Raw genomic sequence first — 21,923 nt, 5'->3', positions numbered from 1 at the left:
GTCCGGACAGGAAAATTCGATGATGCCCGATCAAGTTGCCGCGCGTTGCGCGCTGGTCCTGGAGACCAACAACCTGCGCGGCGGAGCGGATGCCGAGGCCGCCGCGAGCACCAGCCTGCAGCGCCTCATCGCCCTGCTGGCGAAGCAGCAGGTGCCGCTCACGGCCCTGGCCCAGGTGGTCATCACGCACGACGGCCTGAGCGCCGCATCGTGCGAAGCCGTCACGGCGCTGGCGGGCCGACCCATCGACTTCGTGCGCATCGACGCCGCCACCGGCTACTACGACGCCAAGAACGTCGGCTTCGCGGCCACCGATGCGGCGCGCTGCGACCACGTGGTGTTCGCCGATGCCGACTGCCTGCCCGCCGACGACTGGCTGCTGCAGATGCTCACGCCCTTCACGCGCGGTGCCGATGCGCCCGCTGTGGTGGCCGGCCGCACGAGCTACGCGGACAGCATCGTCGGCACCGCGCTCACCACCATCGACTTCATGTATTTCCCCAACGCCGACCATGCGGGCGCCACGAGCAACTTCTACGCGAACAACGTGGCCTTTCGCCGCGACGTGTTCGAGCAGCACAGCTACCAGGCGCTCGACGGCGTGTACCGCGCGCACTGCCAGGTGCTGGGCATGCGCCTGAAGGCCGCCAACGTGCCCATCCACTACGCGGCCGCGGCCCACACCGAGCACCGGCTGCCCGACACGCGCGCCGAAGCGCTCAAGCTGCGCTGGATGCGCGGGCAGGACACCTATTCGCTCACGCCGCACCTCTTGCGCAGCTACGTGTCGGCGCGCTGGCAGTGGCTTGCCAGGAGCGGGCCGATCGGGCCGCTGTGCGTGCTGTTCACGCGGCTGGGCTTCAGCGTGCGCGCGCTCAATCACCAGGACCTGCCGCCCCTGCGGGGCCTGCGCTGGCTCGCGGGCGTGGCGTTGATCCTGGGCTTCTCGGCCATCGACATGCTGGGCGCGTTCGCGCGCGGCATCGGCCTGCACACCACGGGCCGCACGAACGCGGACGCCCAGGCGCTTTCCTACCATCGCCCGACATGAACAAGAAAAACATCTTTAGCCTGCTCGTGCTGGCCGGCGCGTGCGCCACGGCGGGCGCCGCCGATTTCGCCGGCCGCGGCGTCTTCAACTTCAGGTCCGACAGCGGCTGCCCCTTCTCCGCGCTCGCGGGCCCCGCCAACGAGTGCAACCGTCTCGCGCTGGACGATGCCGACACGCGCGCCGCGTTCGACGGCGCCGCGCACACCATCCGCTTCGCCAACCCGCGCATCTACGGCGAGAAGACCATCGTGGGCGACGTGCTGCTGCAGGGCTCGGGCCAGTCGCGCGGCAACGGCCAGCGCGTGCCGCTGACCTTCCACGCGCTCCTGAGCCGCTCGGGCAACGAGTGGTCGGTGAGCAGCCACGCGCATTCGCCCGTCGGCGGCGAGTTCAGCGACATCAAGATCGATCCGTACCAGGTCGTGGTGATCGAGGGAAGTGCCGAGCGCGTGGTGTTCACCCCGGCGCAGATCAGCGAGACGCTTTCCAAGCCATCGATCGCCGCGCGGCTCGCCAACGAGATCGTGCAGGTGCAGGACAACCGGACCGGCGGCGCCACCGATGCGGACATCACCGTCGGCCTGGGTTTGAGCCGCGCCTCCAAGTCGGTGGCGCGCGCGCGTTTCCGCGCGCCTGCGGCCAAGGGCAGTGAACTTTCCGAGGCGATGCGGCAAGGCAACTGGTCGCTGGAGCTGCAGGCGCTGAGCGGGCAGATCCCGCGCCAGGTGGTGCAGCGCGACCTGTTCCTCTACGGCCTCGAATCGCAGTCGCTGCTGCAGCCTTTGATGCAGCGCGGCTTCCGCAAGAACGAGAAGCTCGTGCTCGGCGCCGCGGGCGGCAAGGGCTACGTGCGCTACGACGGCCAGCAGCGCGAGTTCGCCGGCGCCGACGCATCGGCGCGCGCGTTCCTGCAGGGCAGTTTCATCGGCCTCGTGCTCGGCTGGCAACAACAGCAGCCGCAGCCGCCGGTGGCCAAGGCCGATGGACGCTGACACCTCCCCGGCGAACGCGGCATTCGGCTGCCTCGCGCCGCCCCGACTGCGCGGCTGGCCGGCGCTGCAGGCGCGGCTGGTGCATCACATCAAGCGCGCCGCCCTGCGCCAGATGCACGCGAGCCGCGCGGGCGAGGTGATGCTGCTGCGCCTGTACCTCGTCGGCGAGGAATCGTCCGAGCAGGCGCTGCAGCGCGAGCTGCGCACGAGCGCCCCCGAGTGGCTCACGCGCCAGCTCGACCAGCACCTGGCCGACGAACAGCTGCATGCGCGCCTCTTCGCCGATGCCATCGTCGAACGCGGCGGCACCGCACAGGCCGCCGCATCGCCGGAAGAGGCACCGCAGCCCGACTGGCTGAGCCGGCGCAAGCTCGCACGCTGGCAGCGTCTCATCCAGCGCCACGCGCCGCACTTCGCGCACGGCGGGCTCGTGCCGGCCTATGCCATCGGCCTTGCGGCCGAGCAGATGGCCTCGCGCATCCTGCAGCGCCATTGCGCGCTGATCGGCCCGCGGCACGCGCTGCACCCGTTGCTCACGCGCGTGCTGGCCGACGAAGACCGGCACATCCGCCTGTGCAGCCACACGCTGCAGCGCTGCGTTGCGCCGCACGAAGAAGCACAGCTTGCACGGCTGATGCACGAGGTGCGCGACACCGAGCGCGGCTTCGGCGTCACCGGCGCGCTGGGCATGTACGCGGCCGGCCTGGCCTTGCGCCTGCGTCCCGGCAGCGCACGGCCGGTGGCCGCCTGAGCCGATCGATGCCGCCGCGCATCGTCTACCTCGCGACCGCGGATGCGCGCGGCCACCTGATGCGCGCGCAGCTCGTCGCGCATGCGCTGCGCGCCGCGGGTGCGAGCGTGCAGGTGCTCACCACCTCCGACGAGGGCGCGCGCTTTCTCGCAGGCTTCGGCATCGAGGCGCCGGTGCTCTCGCGCCACTACGCGGTGCAGTTCGACCGCGAGCAGAACATGCTGCGCCGCGAGACCGACCGCAACGTGGCGCACTACATGTTCCGCCCCGGGCGCATGCTGCGCGACATCCTGCGGCTGCGCGCGTGGTTCCGCGATGCGGACCTGGTGGTGAACGACTCCTTCCATCCCGCGCTGCTCTTCATGGGCTGGATGCCCGGCTGGCGGCGCAAGGTGGTGCACGTGTACGGCGCGAGCCTGCGGCATGCGCTCCAGAGCAATTTCAGCGGACGCATGCCGGCGTGGATGGCGGGCATCTTCGCCCGCATCGTCGCGTGGCAGATCGACCGCAGCCGCGCGCGCATCGCGCACGATTTCGCCTACGGCGAGCCGCAGAACGACGGCCGCGGCGCGCACCGGCTCGCCACGCCGGTGGCCGTGATGGGCGCCGACACCGAAGCGCATGACGACCTCGCGCCGCAGGCCGCGGTGTACCTGAATCCCCACTTCGAAGAGTCCGGGCTGGCCGACGGCCTGGAGCGCGGGCTGGCCGATGCGCGCGTGCCGGCGCATCTGGTCGGCGAGGGCTATGCGCAGCGCGCGGGCTGGCACGCGCAGGACGAGCACTGGATCGAGATGGCCGCGCGCAGTGCCTTCATCGTCTCGGCGCCCGGCATGGCGGCGCTGTCGATCGCGGCGGTGTATCGCAAGCCCATCCTGCTGCTCCTGACCGACCAGCCCGAGCAGGCGATCAATGCGCAGCGCGCCGCGCAACTGGGCCTGCACCACCGCACCGTGGTGTGGCAGGGCCGCACCGGGGATTTCGCGCAGGCCGTGGCGACGGCCGCGAGCGAGCTGCTCGCGCTGGCCGACAACGGCAACGGGCCGCAGGCCGCCCAGAAGGGGCGCGAGGCCGCCATCGCACGCCTGCAGCAATGGACGGTGCTGCTCTACAGCCTCGCTGCAGCGGCCCAACCTGCCCGACCTGCCCAACCTTCCCGGTGACTAGCCGGTTACGCCGCGCGCCGAATCGCGCAGCGCGCGGAACACGCGGGCCAGCGCGCGCAGAGGCCGCATCTCGGACCACTGCGCCGACGAAACCTGCGGCGGCATCGCGGCCACGCCCCGCGCCGTGCGCAGCGACACCTGCAGTCTCCTGAGCGTGAAGCCGGGCCTGGCGAGCGCGCGGCGCCCGTTGCCGCGGCCCGCATCGGTCACCACGAACTGCAATACCAGGCACTTCCTTCCCGCCGTGGGCTGCACCTCGAACACCAGGCTGCGCCGCTTGGCGCCCGTGGTGCAGGAGGCGGGCAGCACCACGCCGTCGAGCATCGCATGCACGCTCGTGGTCTTCAGGTGGCTGCGCAAGTCGATGCGCACTTCGAGGCGATGCGGCTGCCGGTGCGAAGGCGAATCCGACAGCGACGGCAAGGGGATCACTAGGCACGCCAGCTCGCCGGCGCTTCTCGCGCCCTGGGCATCGAGCGGCGCCCAGCCCTGGCTCAGCCAGCCGGCGGCGGGGCTTCCGGGGTGGAACAGGTAGGGGCGGCTCAGCTGCAGTTCGGCCACGTCGTGAAGGCCGCGGCTCTGTTCGTCGAAACCCCAGCGGGTCGTGAAGGCCCGGTCGATGGCCGTGGCGGGCCACGCGGAGAATTGGCGGGGTGCCGCGCCATCGGTGCCGCCGATGGCGGTCATGAAATCCATCGCGCCGAGTTCGGGACCAACGGGTATCCATTCCGAGCAGGCCACCGGCAATTGCCCCGCCGCGTTGCGGTCGGCACGAATCAGCGCATGCGCGGGCTTGCGGAAGTAGCGCGCCTCGGTGAGCACGCTCGACGACAGGCTGGCCGCGAAGTGCACGTTGGCTGCCGACAGCAGCGCATAAGTGTTCTCCTCGGTCCACGCCACGTTGGGAATGGCCCGCGCGAGCGGCGCGAGATCGTGCAGAGCGGGCTCGTACGGATGCGGCTTGATGACCAGCAGGTCGACGCTGCGCGCGAGGTCGCGCAGCGGCGCAACGACGCTCGCCGGGTGCATCGTGCGCCCGCCGCTCACGAGCGACAGGTCGACCAGGCTCTGGCCGAAGAAGAGCCCGATGCGAAGCCGCGGATCGAACAGCGCCGTCGCGCCGTGCCGCGCGAAGCGGCCCTTGAGCGCGGCCGCGTGGTTCCAGAACACCTCTTCATCGACGCGGCGCCCCCGCAGCGCCGCGGCGATGACCGGATCGTTCGTGCGCGCGCAGAAGTGAAGGTGCTCGGTGAAGCGGCGCGGATCGATCTCGATGTCCAGGTAGCTCGCGCCGCTGCGCGCAATGCAGTGCTGCAGCGCGGGCGTGAGGCCCCAGCCGATCACCAGGCAGCCGGGGTCGAAGGCCGGCATGCCGTCCCGGCCATGCACGGGCAGCAGGTCGGCGATGCAGGCGCGGGCCCAGCCGGCGGGCGTCGCGGGCAGGTCGAGCCGGGCCATGAGGCGCGCCACGTCGATGCGGCCGCCGCCCTCCAGCGGCGCCACCTCGCGCACGGGCAGGCCCAGGCGGCCGAGGGTGGAATCGAAGAAGCCCCGCAAGAATCGCCGGTTCGCGGCGTGGTAGGCAAGACCGTTGGCGGCGGAGCGAAAGAAATCGTCCGCGAAGATGACGTGATTGAACCGGCGGGTTGTCATTGACTGGGTGCCAGCCGGCCTGCCCGTGCAACCCGTCTGCGTGACCTTCCATGTGCGATGCGCCAATCTAGGCAGGCACTCTTAGTCCAGCGTGAGAACGGCGGCACGCCCGCGCAAAGTTCTGGCAAAGGCCCCGTAAAGCGGGCTGAAACATTGCCTGTTTCTTGATCAGTCGAGAGACAGGCTGAGGCTCTTGATCAGCGGATGCCAGCGCGCCGTCTCGTCGCCGACGAGCGCCTCGAACTGCGCCGGCGTGCTGCCCACCGGCTCGACGCCGGACTCGGCGAGCTTGCGCAGCACCGCCGGGTTGTGGATGGCGCTGGCCACCGCCTGCTGCAGCCGCGCCACCAGTTCGGGCGGCGTGCTCGCCGGCACCGCCAGGCCCATGAGCGCGGCGGCCTCGACCCGCGGCAGCCCCAGTTCCGCGAAGGTGGGCACTGCGGGCAGCTGCGGCAGGCGCGTGGCGTTGGCGACCGCCAGTGCGCGCGCCTTGCCGCTCTGGATGAAGCGGTTGGCCGCGGCCAGATCGCTCATCATCGCGGGCAGCTGGCCGCCCGCCAGGTCTGCCAGCGCGGGCGCGGCGCCCCGGTAGGGCACATGCACCATGCGCAGCCCGGCCTGCCGCTGAAGCAGTTCCATTGCCAGGTGCTGCGGCGTGCCGGTGCCGGCGGAGGCGTAGCTCACCTTGCCGGGAAAGGCCCGGGCATCCGCGACGAAGGCGCGCGCGTCCTTCACGCCGCTGGCCGGGCCGACCAGCAGCACCATCGGCAATCGGGCGAGCAGCGTGACCGGCACGAAGTCACGCGCCGGGTTGTAGCTGAGGTTGCGGTAGAGCGCCGGGTTGAACACCAGCGTGCCGTTGTCGGCCGAGAGCACCGTGTAGCCATCGGCCGGCGCGCGCGCCGCCTCGATCGCGCCGAGCGCGGTGTTGCCGCCGGCGCGGTTCTCGATCTGCACCGGCTGGCCCGTGTCGATGGCCAGCTGGGTGCCGATGGTGCGAGCGACGACATCGGCGATGGCGCCCGCGGGGTACGGCACGATCCAGCGGATCGGCCGGGCCGGAAAGTCGCGTTGCGCATGCGCAGCCGTGATCGATGCCACGGCAACGGCGAACGCCGTGAGCCCCCTTCGCAGAACCCCGTGGAACCGGCTCCGCCGGGCCACGGGTGTTGCCCCCGGCGAGGGGGCAGGCGAAGCGACACGAAGTGCGCGAAGCCTGGGGGCGAACATGGTCATGCCGCGCGGCTGGTCTTCAGGCCCTGGCCTGCGGCCCATGTCGCGACGTCTTCGCGCTTGATCGCGGCGGCCATGAGCCCCGGGAACGCATCGGGCGTGCACGCGAACGACGGCACGCCGAGCGCCGCGAGCTTGGCGGCCAGGTCGCGGTCGTAGGCGGGCGCGCCCTCGTCGCTGAGTGCCAGCAGCGCGATGAACTGCACGCCGGCTTCGACCAGCTCGTTGGCGCGGCGCAGCAGGCCGTCTTCCACGCCGCCTTCGTAGAGGTCGGAGATCAGGATGAGGATGGTGTTGCGCGGCTCGCGCACCAGGGTCTGGCAGTAGCCGACGGCGCCGTTGATGTCGGTGCCGCCGCCCAGCTGCACGCCGAACAGCAGGTCCACCGGGTCCTGAAGCTGCTCGGTCATGTCGACCACGGCGGTGTCGAACACCACGAGCTTCGTCGCCACCGCGGGCAGGCTCGCCATGACCGCGCCGAAGATGCTCGAGTAGACGACCGAGGCGGCCATCGAGCCGCTCTGGTCGATGCACAGGATCACCTCGCGCTGCGGCTGGCGGGCCTTGCGGCCGTAGCCGACCAGCGTCTGCGGCACCACGGTGCGGTATTCGGGCTGCCAGTGGCGCAGGTTGGCGCGGATGGTGCGGTTCCAGTCGATCTCGGAGTGGCGCGGGCGCCGGTTGCGCTGGCTGCGGTTGAGCGCGCCGCTCACGGCGCTGCGCATCGGCTCCTCCAGCTTCTTCATGAGCTCGTCGACCACCTTGCGCACCACGGCGCGCGCGGTGTCCTTGGTGCCGGCCGGGATCACGCTGGAGAGCGCCACGAGATTGGCCACCAGGTGCACGTCGGGCTGCGCGTTCTCCAGCATCTCGGGCTGCAGCAGCATCTGGCGCAGGTTGAGCCGCTCCATCGCGTCGCGCTGCATCACCTGCACGACCTGGCTCGGAAAGTACTTGCGGATGTCGCCGAGCCAGCGCGCCACGCTGGGCGCCGAATCGCCGCGGCCGCCACGCTGGCCACCCTGCCCGAGGCCGCGCCGGCCGTCGGCTTCGTAGAGCGCGGCGAGCGCCTGGTCGATCTCGCGCACGCGGCCTTCGACGGCGCCGCAGCTGGCATTGGCTTCGCTGCCGAGCACGAGTCGCCAGCGCTGCAGGCGGTCGGTGGGCGGCAGTACTTCGTCTTCGCCGGAGTGTTGAAGATTCGCGCTCATGGCGTTGCCTCCGTGCTCGTGTTGCTCGCTCTCCCGTTGGGGAGAGGGCGGGGGTGAGAGCCAGCGACGACAGCGAAGGCGGTGCAGGTGCGAAGGCCCGCGCCCTCACCCCGACCCTCTCGCCGGGGGGAGAAGAAGCAAGAGCGGACGTTCATGCCTTCACTCCCAGCAGTTCCCGCAACAGCGGCAGCGCGAGCACCGCGCGTGTTTCGTCCCAGTCGGCGGCGGCCACGGCGGACGGCAGCGTGCCGCCGACCGCGCCACGCTTGGCACGCTCGCCGAGCGCGCGGCGGTCGGCGCCGGAGAAGTCCGCGAAGCTGCGGCGCACCAGCGGCAGCACCTGCACGAAGTGCTCTTCGCCGAGCCCCGAGAGCCACCGGTCGACCAGGCACCAGACGGCCTCGTCGTGCAGCAGCACCATCGCGTTGCGGTTGAGAAAACCTTCGAGCCACGCGGCCGCCTCGGTCGGCGGTGCGCCGGCCGAGAGGTTGCGGCCGAGCTGCTGCGAGGCGCCGTCGCTGTCGATCTGCGCATCGTCCAGCAGCAGCCGGCAGCTCACGCCGCGCAGCAGCGGCGCGCCGGTTTCGCCGAAGGCAATGGACCGCAGCGCAGCGCGCCAGGCGGCGGTGGTTTCTTCGCCGTCGCGCAGGCGCACCGCGTCGTGCGTGGCGATGAGCCGGGTGCGCAGCGCCTCGGCGGCCTCGGCATCGAGCGCGCCGCAGGCGATCGGCAGGCCGATGGCGCCGCGCACGATGAGGCTGTCGAGCACGTGCGAGAGCAGCGCGCTGTCGGTCTGGCGCACGCTGCCGTAGCGGAACACGTTGGCCAGCGGCGGCACCGCGCCGATGAGCTGCACCGCATCGCCGGTGAGCGCGGCCCGGTCTTCGAGCGCGCGGGTCACGGCCTGCACGGCGACCGGCAGGTCGGCGAGCAGCACGATGTCGACCTGCTCGGCGAGCGCGGTAAGCGAGGTTTCCGCCGCCAGCGCTTCCATCACGCGCGCGCTCGCGGCATGCGCCACCGTCGCGCCGAAGCGGCTGGCTTCGATGATGCGCAGCGCGAACTCGGGCTGCCATTGCAGTTGCCACACTTCGTGGAAGGTGCCGCGGCTCGCGCGCTGGCCGGCGGTGATTTCGCCCCACGGCAGATCGAGCAGGCGAAGGCGATGCAGCAAATGGCTGCGCGCGAGGTCGTTGGGCTGGCGCAGGTCGAGGTCGAGCGTCCTGGCCGTCGCCTCGGGTTTGAGGCGCAGGCTTTTCTGCGCCTGCTCGATGTCGCGCTGCAGCGGCACGGTCGGCACTTCGGCGGGCACCTGGCCCATGCGGTCGCCGACGGTGAGGCGCTCGCGGATCAGCGTGAGCGGCGCCTGCTCGCCCATGCAGATCACGCTGCGCACGGCCTCGTCGAGCTCGGGCAGGCCGGGCGCGGGGCGCTCGCGCAACGCGGCGAGCGTTTCGGCCAGGCGCGTGGCTTCGATCAGGTGGGCGGAGGAGCAGTCGAGATCGTGTTCGCGCAGGAGCCGCGCCACGCGCGCGAGCCAGCCGGTGGTGCGGCCGGCCACCTGCTCGCCCTGCTGCCACAGGTGCTCGTACCAGCCCGGCGAATCGATGCCCGCGCCGTAGCCGCTCGCGCTCGTCAGGTGCCGGTAGGTCCACGGCACCCAGGTCGCGAGCACCTTGAGCTTGGGCAGGCCCTTGAGCAGCGCCGCATCAGCCTTGGCGGTGACCGCGCCCTGCAGCGCCGGCACGTGCCATGCGCCGCAGACGACCGCGATGCGCTGGTGGCCGGCCTTGACGGCTTCGCGGATCGACTGGCGCATGAAGGCTTCGCGCAGTTGCTCCCGCTCCATCGCGCGCTGGCCGCGCCGGTCTTCGGGGGTTTCGGCACGCACGGCGGTCATGGCTTCGGCGATCGCGCCGAACAGGTCTTCGCCGTCGCCGCGCTCCTCGACCATGTGGTTCCACCAGCTCTCGCCGTCGGCATAGCCGGCGGCATGGGCGAGCCAGTCGAAGGGGTCGTCGGGCAGTGCGTTGGCGATGGTCTCGTCGACGAGCTCTTGCACCGTGTCGGTCACGGGCGCCGCTTCGGTTTCGTCATCGTCGAGCGGTGTATCGGCGGGCTCTTCCGCAACGGCCTCCGCCTTGGCTTCGTCGGCCGCGCGCGCCGCCTGTTCGATGGCCATGCGGTGCGCCTGCGGCAGGTCGATGAAGCGCGTGGGCAACCCGTGCGTCACGCCCCACTGCAGCGCCTGCCACTCGGGCGAGAACTCGGCGAACGGATAGAACGCGGCCAGGCGCGTGTCGTCGTTCGCGTGGATCAACATCGCGACCGGCGGGCGCAGATCGGCATGCGCCATGAAGGAAAGCAGGCCCTCGGCCTCGGGCGGACCCTCGACCAGGATGCAGTCGGGCTGCAGCGACTCGAAGGCGCGCAGCAGGCTGCGCGCGCAGCCGGGGCCGTGGTGGCGGATGCCGAAGTAGTGCAGCGGCGAAGGCGTTGTGCTCGAAGTCATGTCGATAGGCTCACTGCGCGCAAGCAGAAGCGCTCCGGCCTTTCCGTGGAACGCCGCGGAACCGGCTCTGCCGGGCCGCTGGCGTTGCCCCCGGCGAGGGGGTTGGCGAAGCGACACGAAGTGCGCGAAGACTGGGGGCGTTCATCAGAGCTGTTCGCGGCAAGCGCGGTACAGGTCCTTCCAGTCGGTGCGTTCCTTCACCACGGTCTCCAGGTATTCCTTCCACACCACGTGGTCCTGCACCGGGTCCTTGATGACCGCGCCGATGAGGCCCGAGGCCACGTCGGCCGAACGCAGCACGCCGTCGCCGAAGTGGCCGGCCAGCGCCATGCCGCTGTTGATGACCGAGATGGCCTCGGCGGTGGAGAGCGTGGAGGTCGGCGACTTGATGCGCGTCTTGCCGTCCTCGGTCTGGCCGTTGCGCAGCTCGCGGAAGATCTGCACCACGCGGCGCACTTCCTGCAGCGCCGGCGGCTCGGCCGGCAGCGCGAGGGCGCGGCCCAGTTCGGAGACCCGCTTGACCACGATCTGCACCTCCTCGGCCTCGCTCGCGGGCACCGGCAGCACCACGGTGTTGAAGCGGCGCTTGAGCGCGCTGGACAGTTCGTTCACGCCCTTGTCGCGGTTGTTGGCAGTGGCAATCACCGAAAAGCCGCGCACGGCCTGCACCTCGCTGCCGAGTTCGGGAATGGGCAGCGTCTTTTCCGACAGCACGGTGATCAGCGTGTCCTGCACATCGGCCGGGATGCGGGTGAGTTCTTCGACGCGCGCGATCTTTCCGAGGCGCATGGCATGCACCAGCGGGCTCGGCACCAGCGCCTTTTCGGAGGGGCCGTGGGCCAGCAGTTCGGCGTAGTTCCAGCCGTAACGCAACTGCTCTTCGCTGGTGCCGGCGGTGCCCTGAATCAGCATGGTCGAGTCGCCGCTCACGGCTGCGGCCAAATGCTCGGACACCCACGACTTGGCGGTGCCGGGCACGCCGTACAGCAGCAGCGCACGGTCGGTCGCGAGCGTGGAGACGGCGATTTCCATCAACCGGCTGTTGCCGATGTACTTGGGGCTGACCTCGAAACCGTTGGCGAGCTTGCCGCCCATCAGGTAGGTGAGCACGGCCCAGGGCGAGAGTTTCCAGTTGGCCGGGCGCTGGCGGTCGTCGACCTTCTGGAGCGCATCGAGTTCTTCGGCGAATTGCTGTTCGGCATGCTGGCGCAGGACATTGCTCATGGACGGCCTTGGGATGAGGAAGAGGTGGACGGGGAACGAAGGGTTGAAAACAGCTGGCGCGCACGCACGATGCGCGCGGTGTCGCTCAGGGCGCTGGCAAGGCCGGGGCTTTCCTCGGCCGCGCGCGGCAGGTCGGCCAGGAGGCGCAGCGCATCGGCATGCAGCAGCGCGGCGGCGTTGCCGAGCACCTGGCGCAGCACGTAGTCGTTGACGAGGTCGCCGCGTTCCACGCGCATGCGCAGCGAGGCCGCGAGCTTGCGCGACAGTTCAGCGGATGGCGTTTCGCCGGGCGCGCAGGCCTGGTCGGCGTAGGCGATCACTTCCTGCACGCCGTTGCCCGCTTCGCCGAGCTCGCTCGCCCAGTGGCGCTCGCGCCGTTCGCGGGGCAGCAGCGCGAGCAACTGGCCGATCCAGGCGCGCTGGCTGTATGACGAATGGGGCCGGTCGAGCATCGCGTCGCACCAGTCGACATCGGGCACGGCGAGCACGGCCTCGTTCCAGCCGCGCAGCAGGGCGTCCTTCCAGTCGCTCCTGGCGGCCCATTCGAGCAGCGCGGCGGGGGTCATGCCGGTGTGCGTGGTCCACCACGCGAGCGGCGTTTGCCGCACGAGCTGGTAGAGCCACCAGGCGCGCTCGCCGAGGCTTTCGTGGGTCGGGCGCGCGGGGTCGATGGCGTCGTCCTTCCAGCGCGGGTCGACGGCCTCGGGGGCGTTCATCTGCCACACGCCGCCTGCCTGCGACAGCAGCGGCACGAGGAAGGCTTCGATGCGCTGCACGTGCGCGCTGGCCGGCAGGCGCTGCAGCAGTTCGACCGCGGCCTGGCGCACGTCGCGGGCGCGGTCCTTGAGCAGGCCGTCGATGAGGGCTTCGTCGTCGGGGCCGATGTTTTCGGCCAGCGCGCCCAGCAGCGCGGCGCGCTCCTTGGCGGGCAGTTGCGGCAGCTCCGCGGCGAGGCGCTCGCGTGCGGCGGCGGGAGCGCTGCGGCGTTGCTCGGCCAGCACTGCGCGGCGCTGTTCGAGGCTGCCTTCGTCCCAGCGCGTCTGCGCGTCGGCCTGCTCGCTGGCGCCGGCGGCGTAGCGCCAGTCGTCGTTGCGCGCTGCGAGCCAGAGGCCGCGTTCGCCGAGCGCGGGGACGACGGCGGGCCGCAGGTCGATCGCGCGGCGGCCGGCATCGAGTGCGGTGGGCAAAAGGTTGTGGGGCAGGCGCAGGCCCGCGGCGGTGACCGCGGCAAGGCCTTCGTGCTGCAGGCGCAGCGGGCCGCTCGCGAGCGCGTCGGCGATGGCGGCTTGCAGCGCGGGATCGTCCAGCACCGGGCGCTCGTCGGCCGCGGCGATCGGCGCGTCTGAAGGCGAGAGACCGGGTGCCACGAAGCCGGCGCGGCGGCCGACGGCCACGGCGCCTGCAACGCGCAGCAACTGGCCTTGCGTCTCACCGGCCTGGATCGCCTGCAGCAATCCACCGAACTCGCCCGCCATGCCTTCGGCGGCCGGCACGGGCTGGCGGGACGTGCCGACCAGCGTGCTCTGCAGCAAGGTATTCCAGTGGCTCATGAACGCACCCCCGACAGGGTCCAGACCGGCGCGCTTCCGACGGCGGCGCCGGAGGCCCAGGCCGTGAGCGGTGCGAACTGCTCGCCGTCCCACTCGCCGAAGACGCGCAGCGGCGCGCCGCCCGAATGCGCCAGCAGCTGCCACGCTTCCTGCGTTGCCAGTTGCATCGGCAAGGCCTGCGGCGCGGCATCAAGACGCAGCCACCATTGGTCGCCGTGCCGCGCGGGGATTGCTTCGGCCCACACCATCGGCAGCAGCGGTTGCCAGGGGTTGGCGGCGATCTGTTGCGCCATGCGGTGCCATTCGTCGAGGGCATCGGTTGCGGGCGCAGTCGATACGGGAGCATCCGCCGGCAACTCGGCCACCAGCGCGCGTTGCGACGCGTGGCCCGGATAGAAGCACAGCACTGCGGCGCGCTCGCTGCCGCTGACCCAGCCGGTTTCGAAACCGCGCCCGCCGTGCGAGTAGTCCAGCAGCAGCGCACGCCGCCCGCTCGCGCGGCCTTGCAGCCACACATGGCGCTCGACCAGCTTCGCGTCGCGTTCGTCGGTGCATTGACCCAGCACCAGCCAGTGGTCGCTGACGCGTTCGCCGTCCGCAAGCAACCCTTCGCGGTCCTGCGGCCAGCCGAGCGCGATGCGCAGGTCAGCCAGCGTGGCGGCCGAGAGCGACTCGCGACGCGGCACCGCATCGACGATCAGTTGAAGACGGCCGAGCCGGTCGAGCAGGCGCGCCGGCCAGCCTTCTCCGGCGCCGATGAGTTCGGCCGCCTGCGTGATGCGCTGGCCGAGCCCCGGCGCCTGCGCATCGACCATGCGCGCGGCCATCGCGCCCCAGGCCTGCTGCTGCTCGCTGCCGAGCGCGGCGAGGCCGCGCTGGGCCTGGTCGTCGAGCCAGCGCGCGAGCTCCTGCACGCCGGCGTCGATGCGCTTCCAGCGCTGCGCGTCGCGCTTGGCGGCCGCGGCGGGATCGGGTGCGGCCGCGGGTTCGGCGGCGCGCGCTTCCTTCTTCTCTGCCTTGTCGCGGCGCGAGGCGATCCACTCGGCCACCCAGGGCGGCGGCGCGGCGGCGGTGAAGCTGGCTCCGCTCTGCGCGCGCAGCAGCATCAGCGCGAGGCCGTGCTTGCAGGGGAACTTGCGGCTCGGGCACGAGCAGCGGAATACCGGGCCCGAGAGGTCGACCTGCGTCTGGTACGGCTTGCTGCCGCTGCCCTGGCATTCGCCCCAGACGGCGTCGTCGGAATACCCGAGCGTGGGCCACTTGGCCGGTGCGAGCAGGCCCTTGGCGGCCTTGGCCGACGCATCGTCGGGCGCGAGCGCCAGGACGGCTTCTGTGCTGAGAGTCATCGGGGCACCCTCGCGCCGCTCCGCGGCGCGGATGAATGGAAGGACGCGGCCATCAGGGCGCGACGGGATTGCCTGGCGTGCCCAGGCTGCCGGCCGCAGCGGCGGCGGGGGCCGGTGTGCTGTAGGAAACGCGCACCGCAGGCGATGGCTGCGGCGCGGAGGCGGCGACCGGCCTCGTCACGCCGCCCTTGGTGACGGTCACCGGCGCGGCTGGCACGGCCGCCACAGGCGCCACGGCGGTGATGCCGGAGGTGCCCGAAACCGGCACCGTGGCCCCGATCGCCGCCGTGGTGACCGGTGCGGCGCCGCCCGCGGGCGCGTACCCCGGCTTGCCCGCATTCGGGTCGTGCAGCACCACGCTCTTGCCAACGCCGACGCCGGTGCCGATCGGCCCGATGCCGACGCCGACACCCACGCCCGCGTTGCCGGCCACGACACCGGTGTTGTTGACCGAGACGCCCGCGCCGAGCGGTCCCCAGCCGGTGTTCAGGCCGACGGAGAAATTGCCGTCCTTGGTGGCGCCGAGCCCGAGCGAGAGCCCGGGCACCAGCGGAATGCCGATGTGATAGTGCGAACAGCCGCTCACCAGGAGCATCGACAGCACCGCCGCAGCGGCGGTGCCTGCACGAAGGGTGCGCGGCCGGGCGTTCACACCAGCAGCGCGTTGACGCGCCTCACGTAGGCGGCGGGGTCGGCCGGAAGGCCCCCTTCGGCGAGCAGCGCCTGGTCGAACAGGATGTTGGCCAGGTCGTCGAAGTGCTCGGAGGTCTCGAGCTTCTTCACGAGCGCGTGCTCGGCGTTGACTTCGAGCACCGGCTTCAGGTCGGGCGCGGGCTGGCCGGCTTGCTTGAGCATGCGCGCGAGCTGCGTGCTCATGCCGCCGTCCTGCACCACCAGGCAGGCGGGCGAATCGACCAGGCGGGTGGTCACGCGCACGTCGTCGGCCTTGTCCTTGAGCGCTTCCTTCAGGCGCTCGAGCAGCGGCTTGAAGGATTCGGCGGCTTCCTCGGCGGCCTTCTTCTCGGCCTCGTCCTGCAGCTTGCCCAGGTCGACCGCGCCCTTGGCCACGCTTTGCAGCGGCGTGCCGTCGAACTCGGTGAGGTAGTTGAGCGCCCACTCGTCCACACGGTCGGTCATGAGCAGCACCTCGATGCCTTTCTTCTTGAAGACCTCGAGTTGCGGGCTGTTCTTCGCGCCCGCCAGGGTGTCGGCCGTGATGTAGTAGATCGCGTCCTGGCCGTCCTTCATGCGCGCCTTGTAGTCGGCCAGGCTCACGGTCACGGCATCGCTGGTGCTCGATGCGAAGCGCAGCAGCTTGGCGATGCGGTCGCGGTTGCCCATGTCTTCGCCCAGGCCCTCCTTGAGCACCGCGCCGAACTCGGCGTAGAACTTGGCGTACTTGCCGGAGTCATCCGCCGCAGCAGCGGCCGCTTCGGCAGCGGTGGGCGCGTTCTTGTCGACCACGTCCGTCACTGCTTCGGTCGGCTCGGGGGCCGGCACCGATTCGCCCGAGCCCACGTCGATCTTGCCCTCGCCGCTCTCGGGCGCGGTCTTCTGCTTCTTCGCCAGGTCTTCGAGCATGGAGAGCACGCGCTTGGTACTGCCTTCGCGGATCGCCTTCACGTCGCGGCTTTCCTGCAGCAGCTCGCGGCTCACGTTCAGCGGCAGGTCGGCCGAGTCGATCACGCCCTTGACGAAGCGCAGGTAGCTCGGCAGCAGCGCCTCGGCGTCGTCCATGATGAAGACGCGCTTGACGTAGAGCTTCACGCCCGCGCTCTTGTCGCGGTTCCACAGGTCGAACGGGGCCTTGGCGGGGATGTAGAGCAGCTGCGTGTATTCGGTGCTGCCCTCGACGCGGTTGTGGCTCCAGGCGAGCGGCGCCTCGTAGTCGTGACTGATGCTCTTGTAGAACTCCTCGTACTGCTCGGGCGTCACGTCTTTCTTGGGGCGGCTCCAGAGGGCGTTGGCCTTGTTGACCGTTTCCCACTCGCCGGTCTTCACCATGTCGCCGGGCTGGTCGTTCTCGCCTTCCTTCCACTCTTCCTTTTCCATGAGGATCGGGAGCGAGATGTGGTCGGAGTACTTGCCGACGATCTGCTTGAGCTTCCAGGCGTTGAGGTATTCGTCGGCATCGTCACGCAGGTGCAGCGTGATGCTGGTGCCGCGCTCGGCGCGGGTGATGTCGGCCACCTCGAAGTCGCCGGCGCCGCCGCTCACCCAGCGCACGCCCTGGTCGGCCGGAAGACCGGCGCGGCGCGATTCGACGCTGATCTTGTCGGCCACGATGAAGCCCGAGTAGAAGCCCACGCCGAACTGGCCGATGAGCTGTGCGTCGGCCTTCTGGTCGCCGCTCAGCTTGCTCATGAAGTCCTTGGTGCCGCTCTTGGCGATCGTGCCCAGGTTGTCGATGGCCTCCTGGCGCGACAGGCCGATGCCCTTGTCGGTGATGGTGATGGTGCGCGCAGCCTTGTCGAACGTGAGGCGCACATCGAGGTCGGGCTGGTCTTCGTAGAGCTCGGGGTGGTCCAGGGCCTCGAAGCGCAGCTTGTCGCACGCGTCGGACGCGTTCGAGATCAGCTCGCGCAGGAAGATTTCCTTGTTGGAGTAGAGCGCATGCGTGACGAGGTGCAGCAGTTGCGCGACTTCGGCCTGGAACGGGAGTTTGGTATTGGAGGAATCAGCCATGGGAGAAAGGGAGAGATCGGGCAAAAAAACTTAAAAAATTCTAGTCGGACCGCCTCGGGTCGTGCGGCCGCGTTACCAACTTTGCGAAATGGGGCTTTAGTTCTAAAAAAACAATGCCGGCGTTCTCCGGGAGCCGCTACCGCGGTTGCGACTCGACCTCGCGCGTCCAGCGATCGATCAGGCGCTTGCGCTCGGCCGCCTGCCCGTACTTCTGGAAGTCGTACTTGATGAGCTTCACGTCGGCCATCGACGGAATGCGCGCATCGGGCTTGAAGGTCTTGTTGGCGGGCGACTGCAGGCTGCCCGCCTGGCCGCCGATGGCCTGGCCCTTCGGGCTCATGAGCCAGTCGTAGTAGCGCCGGGCGTTCTCCTTGTTGCGCGCGCCCTTGACCAACGCGATGCCGCCGATCTCGTAGCCCGTGCCTTCGCAGGGCGCGGCGGTCTTCACCGGAAATTTGTCGTACCGCCAGCGCTCGAAGCCGAAGATGAAGCTCACGCCGATGGCCACTTCGCCCTTGGCCACGTTGGGCGCCTGCGCCTGGCCGCTGCGGGTGTAGCTGGTGACGTTCCTGTGCAGCTTCTTGAGGTAGTCGAAGGCTGCGTCCTCGCCCATCTGCTGCACGAGGCCCGCGATGATGGTGTAGGCCGTGCCGCTGGATGCCGGATGCGAGATCTCGATCTCGCCCTTGTATTCGGGCTTGACCAGGTCGGCCCAGCACCTGGGTTCATGCAGCTTCTTTTTCTTGAGCACGTCGGTGTTGAAGCCGAAGCCGATGGCGCTCGTGTAGAAGCCGCCCACCATGTTCTGCGACAGCGCGTACTGCCGCACGGCCCAGTCGTGCAGGTCGTTGATGTAGGCCGGGCGATAAGGCTCGAGCAGGCCCTGCTCGGCCGCCTGCAGGAACGGATCGCCGGTGCCGCCCCACCAGATGTCGGTCTTGGGGTTCGCGGCTTCGGCGCGCAGTTGCGCACCGATCTCGCCGGTGCCCTTGTGCGCCTGCTGCACCTTGATGCCGGTCTCGCGCGTGAAAGCCGCGGCCGCGGCCTCGCACCAGCCCGCGTCGGTGCTGCACAGCGCATTGACGGTGCCCTGCGCGGCTGCGTGCTGCGACGACAGCGCCAAGGCCGCGAAGGCGGCGAAGGCGGCGGCCGCCGCGATGTTCCGGATGGCGATGGGGCGCATGCGTTTCTCCTGGGCAGGGGATGTGGTTCGAAGGCGCAGGATAGCGCCCACCTTGCGGGTCACGGCGATTGCGGCGCGGCCAGCAGCGGCGGCAGGTGCTCGGCCAGCCAGTCGATCACCACTCGCGTCTTGAACGGCAGGTAGCGGCTGCGCGAGCGGATCACGTTCAACTCGAAGCCGAAGGGCCTGGGCTCCTCGAACACCCGCACCAGCGTGCCCGCGGCCAGCGCATCGGCCGCAAGCCATGCCGGCAGGCGCGCCAGGCCCATGCCGCCGACGGCGGCTTCGAGCAGCACCTCGGCGCTGTCGCAGCGCAGGCGAGAAGGCAGCGTCACGTCGACGAGCCGGCCTTCGCCATCGTGAAAGCGCCAGGTCGAGACCTGCCCGTCGCGCGCATAGAGCACGGCCTCGTGCGGCGTCTGCGGTGACTGGAGCGCATCGATGCCGCGCGGGTGCCCGCGCTCGGCGAGGTACGCGGGCGCGGCGCACAGCACCATCCATTGCACGCCGACCGGCCGCGCGATCAGCTTCGACGTGTCGGCGAGCTCGCCGCTGCGGATCGCCAGATCGAGCCCTTCTTCGACCAGGTCCACGCGACGGTCGCTGAACGCGAGTTCGAGCGAAAGCGCCGGATGCCGCCGCGCCAGCGCCAGCAACAGCGGCCCGACCTTGAGACGGCCGAGCATCGCCGGCATGCTCAGGCGCACAAGGCCGGTGGCGGTGCTGCGCGCCACGTTGGTGTGGGCCTCGGCCGCGTCGAGTTCGGCCAGCGCGCGGCGGCAGCGCTCGTAGTAGCCGTGGCCTTCCTCGGTGAGGCTCTGGCTGCGCGTGGTGCGCAGGAAGAGCCGCGTGTCCAGCCGCGCCTCGAGCCGGGCGATGCTCTTGGCCACCGCCGAACGGGTGACGTGCAGCCGCTGCGCCGCGAGCGCGAAGCTGCCAGCTTCGACCGCCGCGACGAACTCCTCGATGCCCTGCAGGCGCTGGCTCATTGGATACTTTCAAGCTCCATAAAGGAGAAAATTATCCGCCACCGGATACTTTTCATCGTCAATAGCATCAAGGCTTCGTTTTTTTGGAGCCCTTCCGATGCAAGAACCTCAGACGCTGCGCCGCTGGCAGCTTCCTCGATTCGGCCGCGTTCATCTCGAACAGGCCGAGGCGCCCTTGCCCGAGCCGGGCGCAGGCCAGATCCTCGTGCAGGTCGGTGCGGTGTCGCTCAATTACCGCGACCTGCTGATGATTCGCGACGGCATGGGCATGAAGCTCGATCTGCCCTTCACGCCCGGCTCCGACATGGCGGGCACGGTGATCGCCGCAGGCCCCGGCGTGAAGCGCTTCGCCGTCGGCGACCGCGTCGTCAATACCTTCTGGGGCGGATGGATCGACAGCCACTGGCACAGCGAAGCCGTGCTCGCCGGCGGACCCGGGCCGGGCATGCTCGCATCGCATGTGCTGATCGATGCGGCGTGGGCCGTGGCCGCCCCCGCCACGCTGAGCCTGGCCGAAGCCAGCACGCTGCCCTGCGCGGGCCTCACCGCATGGTTCGCACTCGCCGAGACCGGCGGCTTGCGCGCGGGCGAGACCGTGCTGATCCACGGCACCGGCGGCGTCGCGCTGTTCGGACTGCAGCTGGCGCGGCTGCATGGCGCGCAGGCCATCGTGGTGACGGGCAGCCAGGACAAGCGCGACGAGGCGCTCGCACTCGGCGCTTCGCACGTGCTGCTGCGCGATGGCGACTGGCCCGCCGAAGTGCGCCGGCTCACCCACGGCCGCGGCGCGGACCACGTGCTCGAACTCGGGAGCGGCCCGAACCTCGACCGCTCGCTGCAGGCCACGAAGCAAGGGGGGCGCGTGTCGATCATCGGCATGCTCGGCGGCGAGACGCTGAGCGCTTCGTTCTATGCGATGGTGCTCGGCCGCGTGACGGTGCAGGGCATCGGCGTCGGTCATCGCCGTGCACTCGAAGACCTCGTGCGCGCCATCGACGTGAATGCGCTCAAGCCGGTGATCGCAGCGCAATACGGTTTCGATGCGCTGCCTGCAGCGCTCGATCACCTGGAGCGCGGCGCATTCGGGAAGATCGTCATCACGCCTTGAGGTATCGAGGCCTTACTTGCAGATGCAACGCAGTTGCGGCAGCGTACAAAAATTGCGCGATCCGTGAAGAGATGCCGTTCGCCGCAACGGGCTGATCGACGCTCCCGATTTCTCGTTTCAGAATGCGCCCGCGCCGGGCCTGGACCCTGCGCGCTTTCTCAACTTCAGGATGGAGCGCTATGGAACACAGTACCTACAAAAAATGGTCGGCCGAGTTCATTGGTACTTTCTGGCTCACGCTCGGAGGCTGCGGAAGCGCAGTCCTGGCCGCGGCCTTTCCGGGCGTCGGCATCGGCCTGCTCGGGGTCTCGCTGGCCTTCGGTCTCACGGTGGTGACAGGGGCCTATGCGCTCGGACCGATCTCGGGCGGGCACTTCAATCCGGCGGTGTCGATCGGCCTGGCGGCCGCGGGCCGTTTCAAGGCATCGCAGCTCGCGGGCTACATCGTGGCGCAGGTGCTCGGCGCGATCGCGGCGGCCGGCATTCTCTATCTGATCGCCACGGGCAAGCCGGGCGCCGACATCGGCGGCTTCGCCACCAACGGCTACGGCGAGCACTCGCCCGGCAAGTACGGCCTGTATGCCGCGGCGCTGTGCGAAGTGGTGATGACGGCCGTGTTCCTGATCGTGATCCTGGGTTCGACCGCCAAGCGCGCGGCGGGCGGCTTCGCGGGCATGGCCATCGGCCTGTGCCTCACGCTGATCCACCTGATCTCGATCCCGGTGACCAACACGTCGGTGAACCCGGCGCGCAGCACGGGCCCGGCCCTCTTCGGGCCGTCCCATGCGGTGTCGGAACTGTGGCTCTTCTGGGTCGCGCCCATTGCGGGCGCGATCATCGGCGCGGTGATCTACCGCGCCTTGCTCAGCAGCGGCAACGACGACTGAGCGTCGCCGCGCCCGCCGAGCGGGATCAGCTGCCGCTGGCCGACTTCACCAGCGGCAGCGAGGTCGACTGGCCGATCGACTCGGTGCCCGTGGGGTGCGAGGCGGCAAAGGCGCCGGCCTGCACTTCGGTGTCCGAGACCGTCGACAGCATCGCGGGCGCGCTGGTCGACTGGCCAATGGACTCGGTGCCGCTCGGATGCGCGGCGGCAATCGCGCCGGCCTGCACCTCGGGCCTTTCGGGCGAGTTCATCTGCAGCGGATGGAAGTCGGAGCCGTCGGTCGTTTCGGCCGATGCATTCACGGTGCCCAGGGCTGCGAGCGCAGCGAAGGAACCGATGGCGAGAAGCTTGAAGGAAGTGCGCATGGTGTGTTCTCCTGAGGG

18 protein-coding genes are annotated in these 21,923 nt (G+C 70.2%); 6 read left to right on the top strand and 12 right to left on the bottom strand.

Annotation, left to right across the window (positions count from 1 at the left end; genetic code table 11):
* The first annotated feature begins 19 nt into the window (after window positions 1-19).
* The 4 genes from RT97_RS24085 to RT97_RS24070 are packed head-to-tail and all read left to right on the top strand — an operon-like array spanning window position 20 to window position 3,957.
* Window positions 20-1,051 carry a glycosyltransferase gene (locus RT97_RS24085; protein WP_080898411.1) on the top strand — a complete coding sequence of 344 codons (1,032 nt, stop codon included), beginning with the start codon at window positions 20-22 and terminating at the stop codon, window positions 1,049-1,051.
* A complete protein-coding gene (locus RT97_RS24080) occupies window positions 1,048-2,043 on the top strand; it encodes a hypothetical protein (RefSeq protein ID WP_042581366.1) in 996 nt (331 codons plus the stop codon). The genes RT97_RS24085 and RT97_RS24080 overlap by 4 nt, the downstream gene beginning before the upstream one ends.
* The gene (locus RT97_RS24075) at window positions 2,033-2,794 is read left to right on the top strand and encodes a hypothetical protein (RefSeq protein WP_042581365.1); all 762 of its coding nucleotides are present in this window, start codon (window positions 2,033-2,035) and stop codon (window positions 2,792-2,794) included. Before RT97_RS24080 ends, RT97_RS24075 begins: the two co-directional genes overlap by 11 nt.
* Before the next feature lie 8 nt (window positions 2,795-2,802).
* Window positions 2,803-3,957: a hypothetical protein gene (locus RT97_RS24070; RefSeq protein WP_042581364.1), complete on the top strand. Its 1,155-nt coding sequence runs from the start codon at window positions 2,803-2,805 to the stop codon at window positions 3,955-3,957.
* Here RT97_RS24070 and RT97_RS24065 read toward each other — a convergent pair whose 3' ends face one another.
* The 11 genes from RT97_RS24065 to RT97_RS24015 all read right to left on the bottom strand — a co-directional run bounded on the left by RT97_RS24065 (window position 3,958) and on the right by RT97_RS24015 (window position 19,546).
* Complete coding sequence (locus RT97_RS24065) at window positions 3,958-5,613, bottom strand: hypothetical protein (protein WP_042581363.1); 1,656 nt, start codon at window positions 5,611-5,613, stop codon at window positions 3,958-3,960.
* A 168-nt stretch (window positions 5,614-5,781) separates the two neighbouring features.
* On the bottom strand, window positions 5,782-6,714 hold the full coding sequence (locus RT97_RS24060) for a Bug family tripartite tricarboxylate transporter substrate binding protein (RefSeq protein WP_253278314.1): 933 nt from the start codon (window positions 6,712-6,714) through the stop codon (window positions 5,782-5,784).
* 131 nt (window positions 6,715-6,845) lie between these two features.
* Window positions 6,846-8,057 (bottom strand): VWA domain-containing protein, encoded by a 1,212-nt coding sequence (locus RT97_RS24055; RefSeq protein ID WP_042581362.1) that lies wholly within the window; start codon window positions 8,055-8,057, stop codon window positions 6,846-6,848.
* Between the two features lie 151 nt (window positions 8,058-8,208).
* Window positions 8,209-10,569 (bottom strand): DUF5682 family protein, encoded by a 2,361-nt coding sequence (locus RT97_RS24050; protein ID WP_042581361.1) that lies wholly within the window; start codon window positions 10,567-10,569, stop codon window positions 8,209-8,211.
* A 144-nt stretch (window positions 10,570-10,713) separates the two neighbouring features.
* The gene (locus RT97_RS24045) at window positions 10,714-11,793 is read right to left on the bottom strand and encodes an ATP-binding protein (RefSeq protein WP_042581360.1); all 1,080 of its coding nucleotides are present in this window, start codon (window positions 11,791-11,793) and stop codon (window positions 10,714-10,716) included.
* Window positions 11,790-13,343: a DUF5691 domain-containing protein gene (locus RT97_RS24040; protein ID WP_155403877.1), complete on the bottom strand. Its 1,554-nt coding sequence runs from the start codon at window positions 13,341-13,343 to the stop codon at window positions 11,790-11,792. The genes RT97_RS24045 and RT97_RS24040 overlap by 4 nt, the downstream gene beginning before the upstream one ends.
* Window positions 13,340-14,689 carry an SWIM zinc finger family protein gene (locus tag RT97_RS24035; RefSeq protein WP_042581359.1) on the bottom strand — a complete coding sequence of 450 codons (1,350 nt, stop codon included), beginning with the start codon at window positions 14,687-14,689 and terminating at the stop codon, window positions 13,340-13,342. Before RT97_RS24035 ends, RT97_RS24040 begins: the two co-directional genes overlap by 4 nt.
* Window positions 14,690-14,741: 52 nt before the next feature.
* Window positions 14,742-15,341: a hypothetical protein gene (locus RT97_RS24030; RefSeq protein WP_042581358.1), complete on the bottom strand. Its 600-nt coding sequence runs from the start codon at window positions 15,339-15,341 to the stop codon at window positions 14,742-14,744.
* Window positions 15,338-17,374, bottom strand: coding sequence for a molecular chaperone HtpG (htpG, locus tag RT97_RS24025; RefSeq protein ID WP_042581357.1), 2,037 nt, complete (start codon window positions 17,372-17,374; stop codon window positions 15,338-15,340). The genes RT97_RS24030 and htpG overlap by 4 nt, the downstream gene beginning before the upstream one ends.
* Before the next feature lie 136 nt (window positions 17,375-17,510).
* The gene (locus tag RT97_RS24020; protein ID WP_042581356.1) at window positions 17,511-18,557 is read right to left on the bottom strand and encodes an ABC transporter substrate-binding protein; all 1,047 of its coding nucleotides are present in this window, start codon (window positions 18,555-18,557) and stop codon (window positions 17,511-17,513) included.
* Window positions 18,558-18,616: 59 nt separating this feature from the next.
* Window positions 18,617-19,546, bottom strand: a complete 930-nt coding sequence (locus RT97_RS24015; RefSeq protein WP_042581355.1) for a LysR substrate-binding domain-containing protein — start codon at window positions 19,544-19,546, stop codon at window positions 18,617-18,619.
* 97 nt (window positions 19,547-19,643) lie between these two features.
* Here RT97_RS24015 and RT97_RS24010 point away from each other — a divergent pair, with 97 nt between their 5' ends.
* Together RT97_RS24010 and aqpZ are read left to right on the top strand one after the other, a co-directional pair.
* A complete protein-coding gene (locus RT97_RS24010; protein ID WP_042581354.1) occupies window positions 19,644-20,654 on the top strand; it encodes a zinc-dependent alcohol dehydrogenase family protein in 1,011 nt (336 codons plus the stop codon).
* Window positions 20,655-20,833: 179 nt separating this feature from the next.
* Window positions 20,834-21,541 (top strand): aquaporin Z, encoded by a 708-nt coding sequence (aqpZ, locus tag RT97_RS24005; protein ID WP_042581353.1) that lies wholly within the window; start codon window positions 20,834-20,836, stop codon window positions 21,539-21,541.
* Window positions 21,542-21,566: 25 nt separating this feature from the next.
* On the opposite strand, the gene RT97_RS24000 is transcribed toward aqpZ, so the two are convergent.
* Window positions 21,567-21,905 (bottom strand): hypothetical protein, encoded by a 339-nt coding sequence (locus tag RT97_RS24000; protein ID WP_042581352.1) that lies wholly within the window; start codon window positions 21,903-21,905, stop codon window positions 21,567-21,569.
* Between the last annotated feature and the right edge of the window lie 18 nt (window positions 21,906-21,923).

This window comes from Variovorax paradoxus, from assembly GCF_000834655.1.
Classification (GTDB): Bacteria; Pseudomonadota; Gammaproteobacteria; order Burkholderiales; family Burkholderiaceae_C; genus Variovorax; species Variovorax paradoxus_F.
Note: the sequence above shows the minus strand (reverse complement) of the source record. Positions and strands in the feature narration are given on the sequence as shown.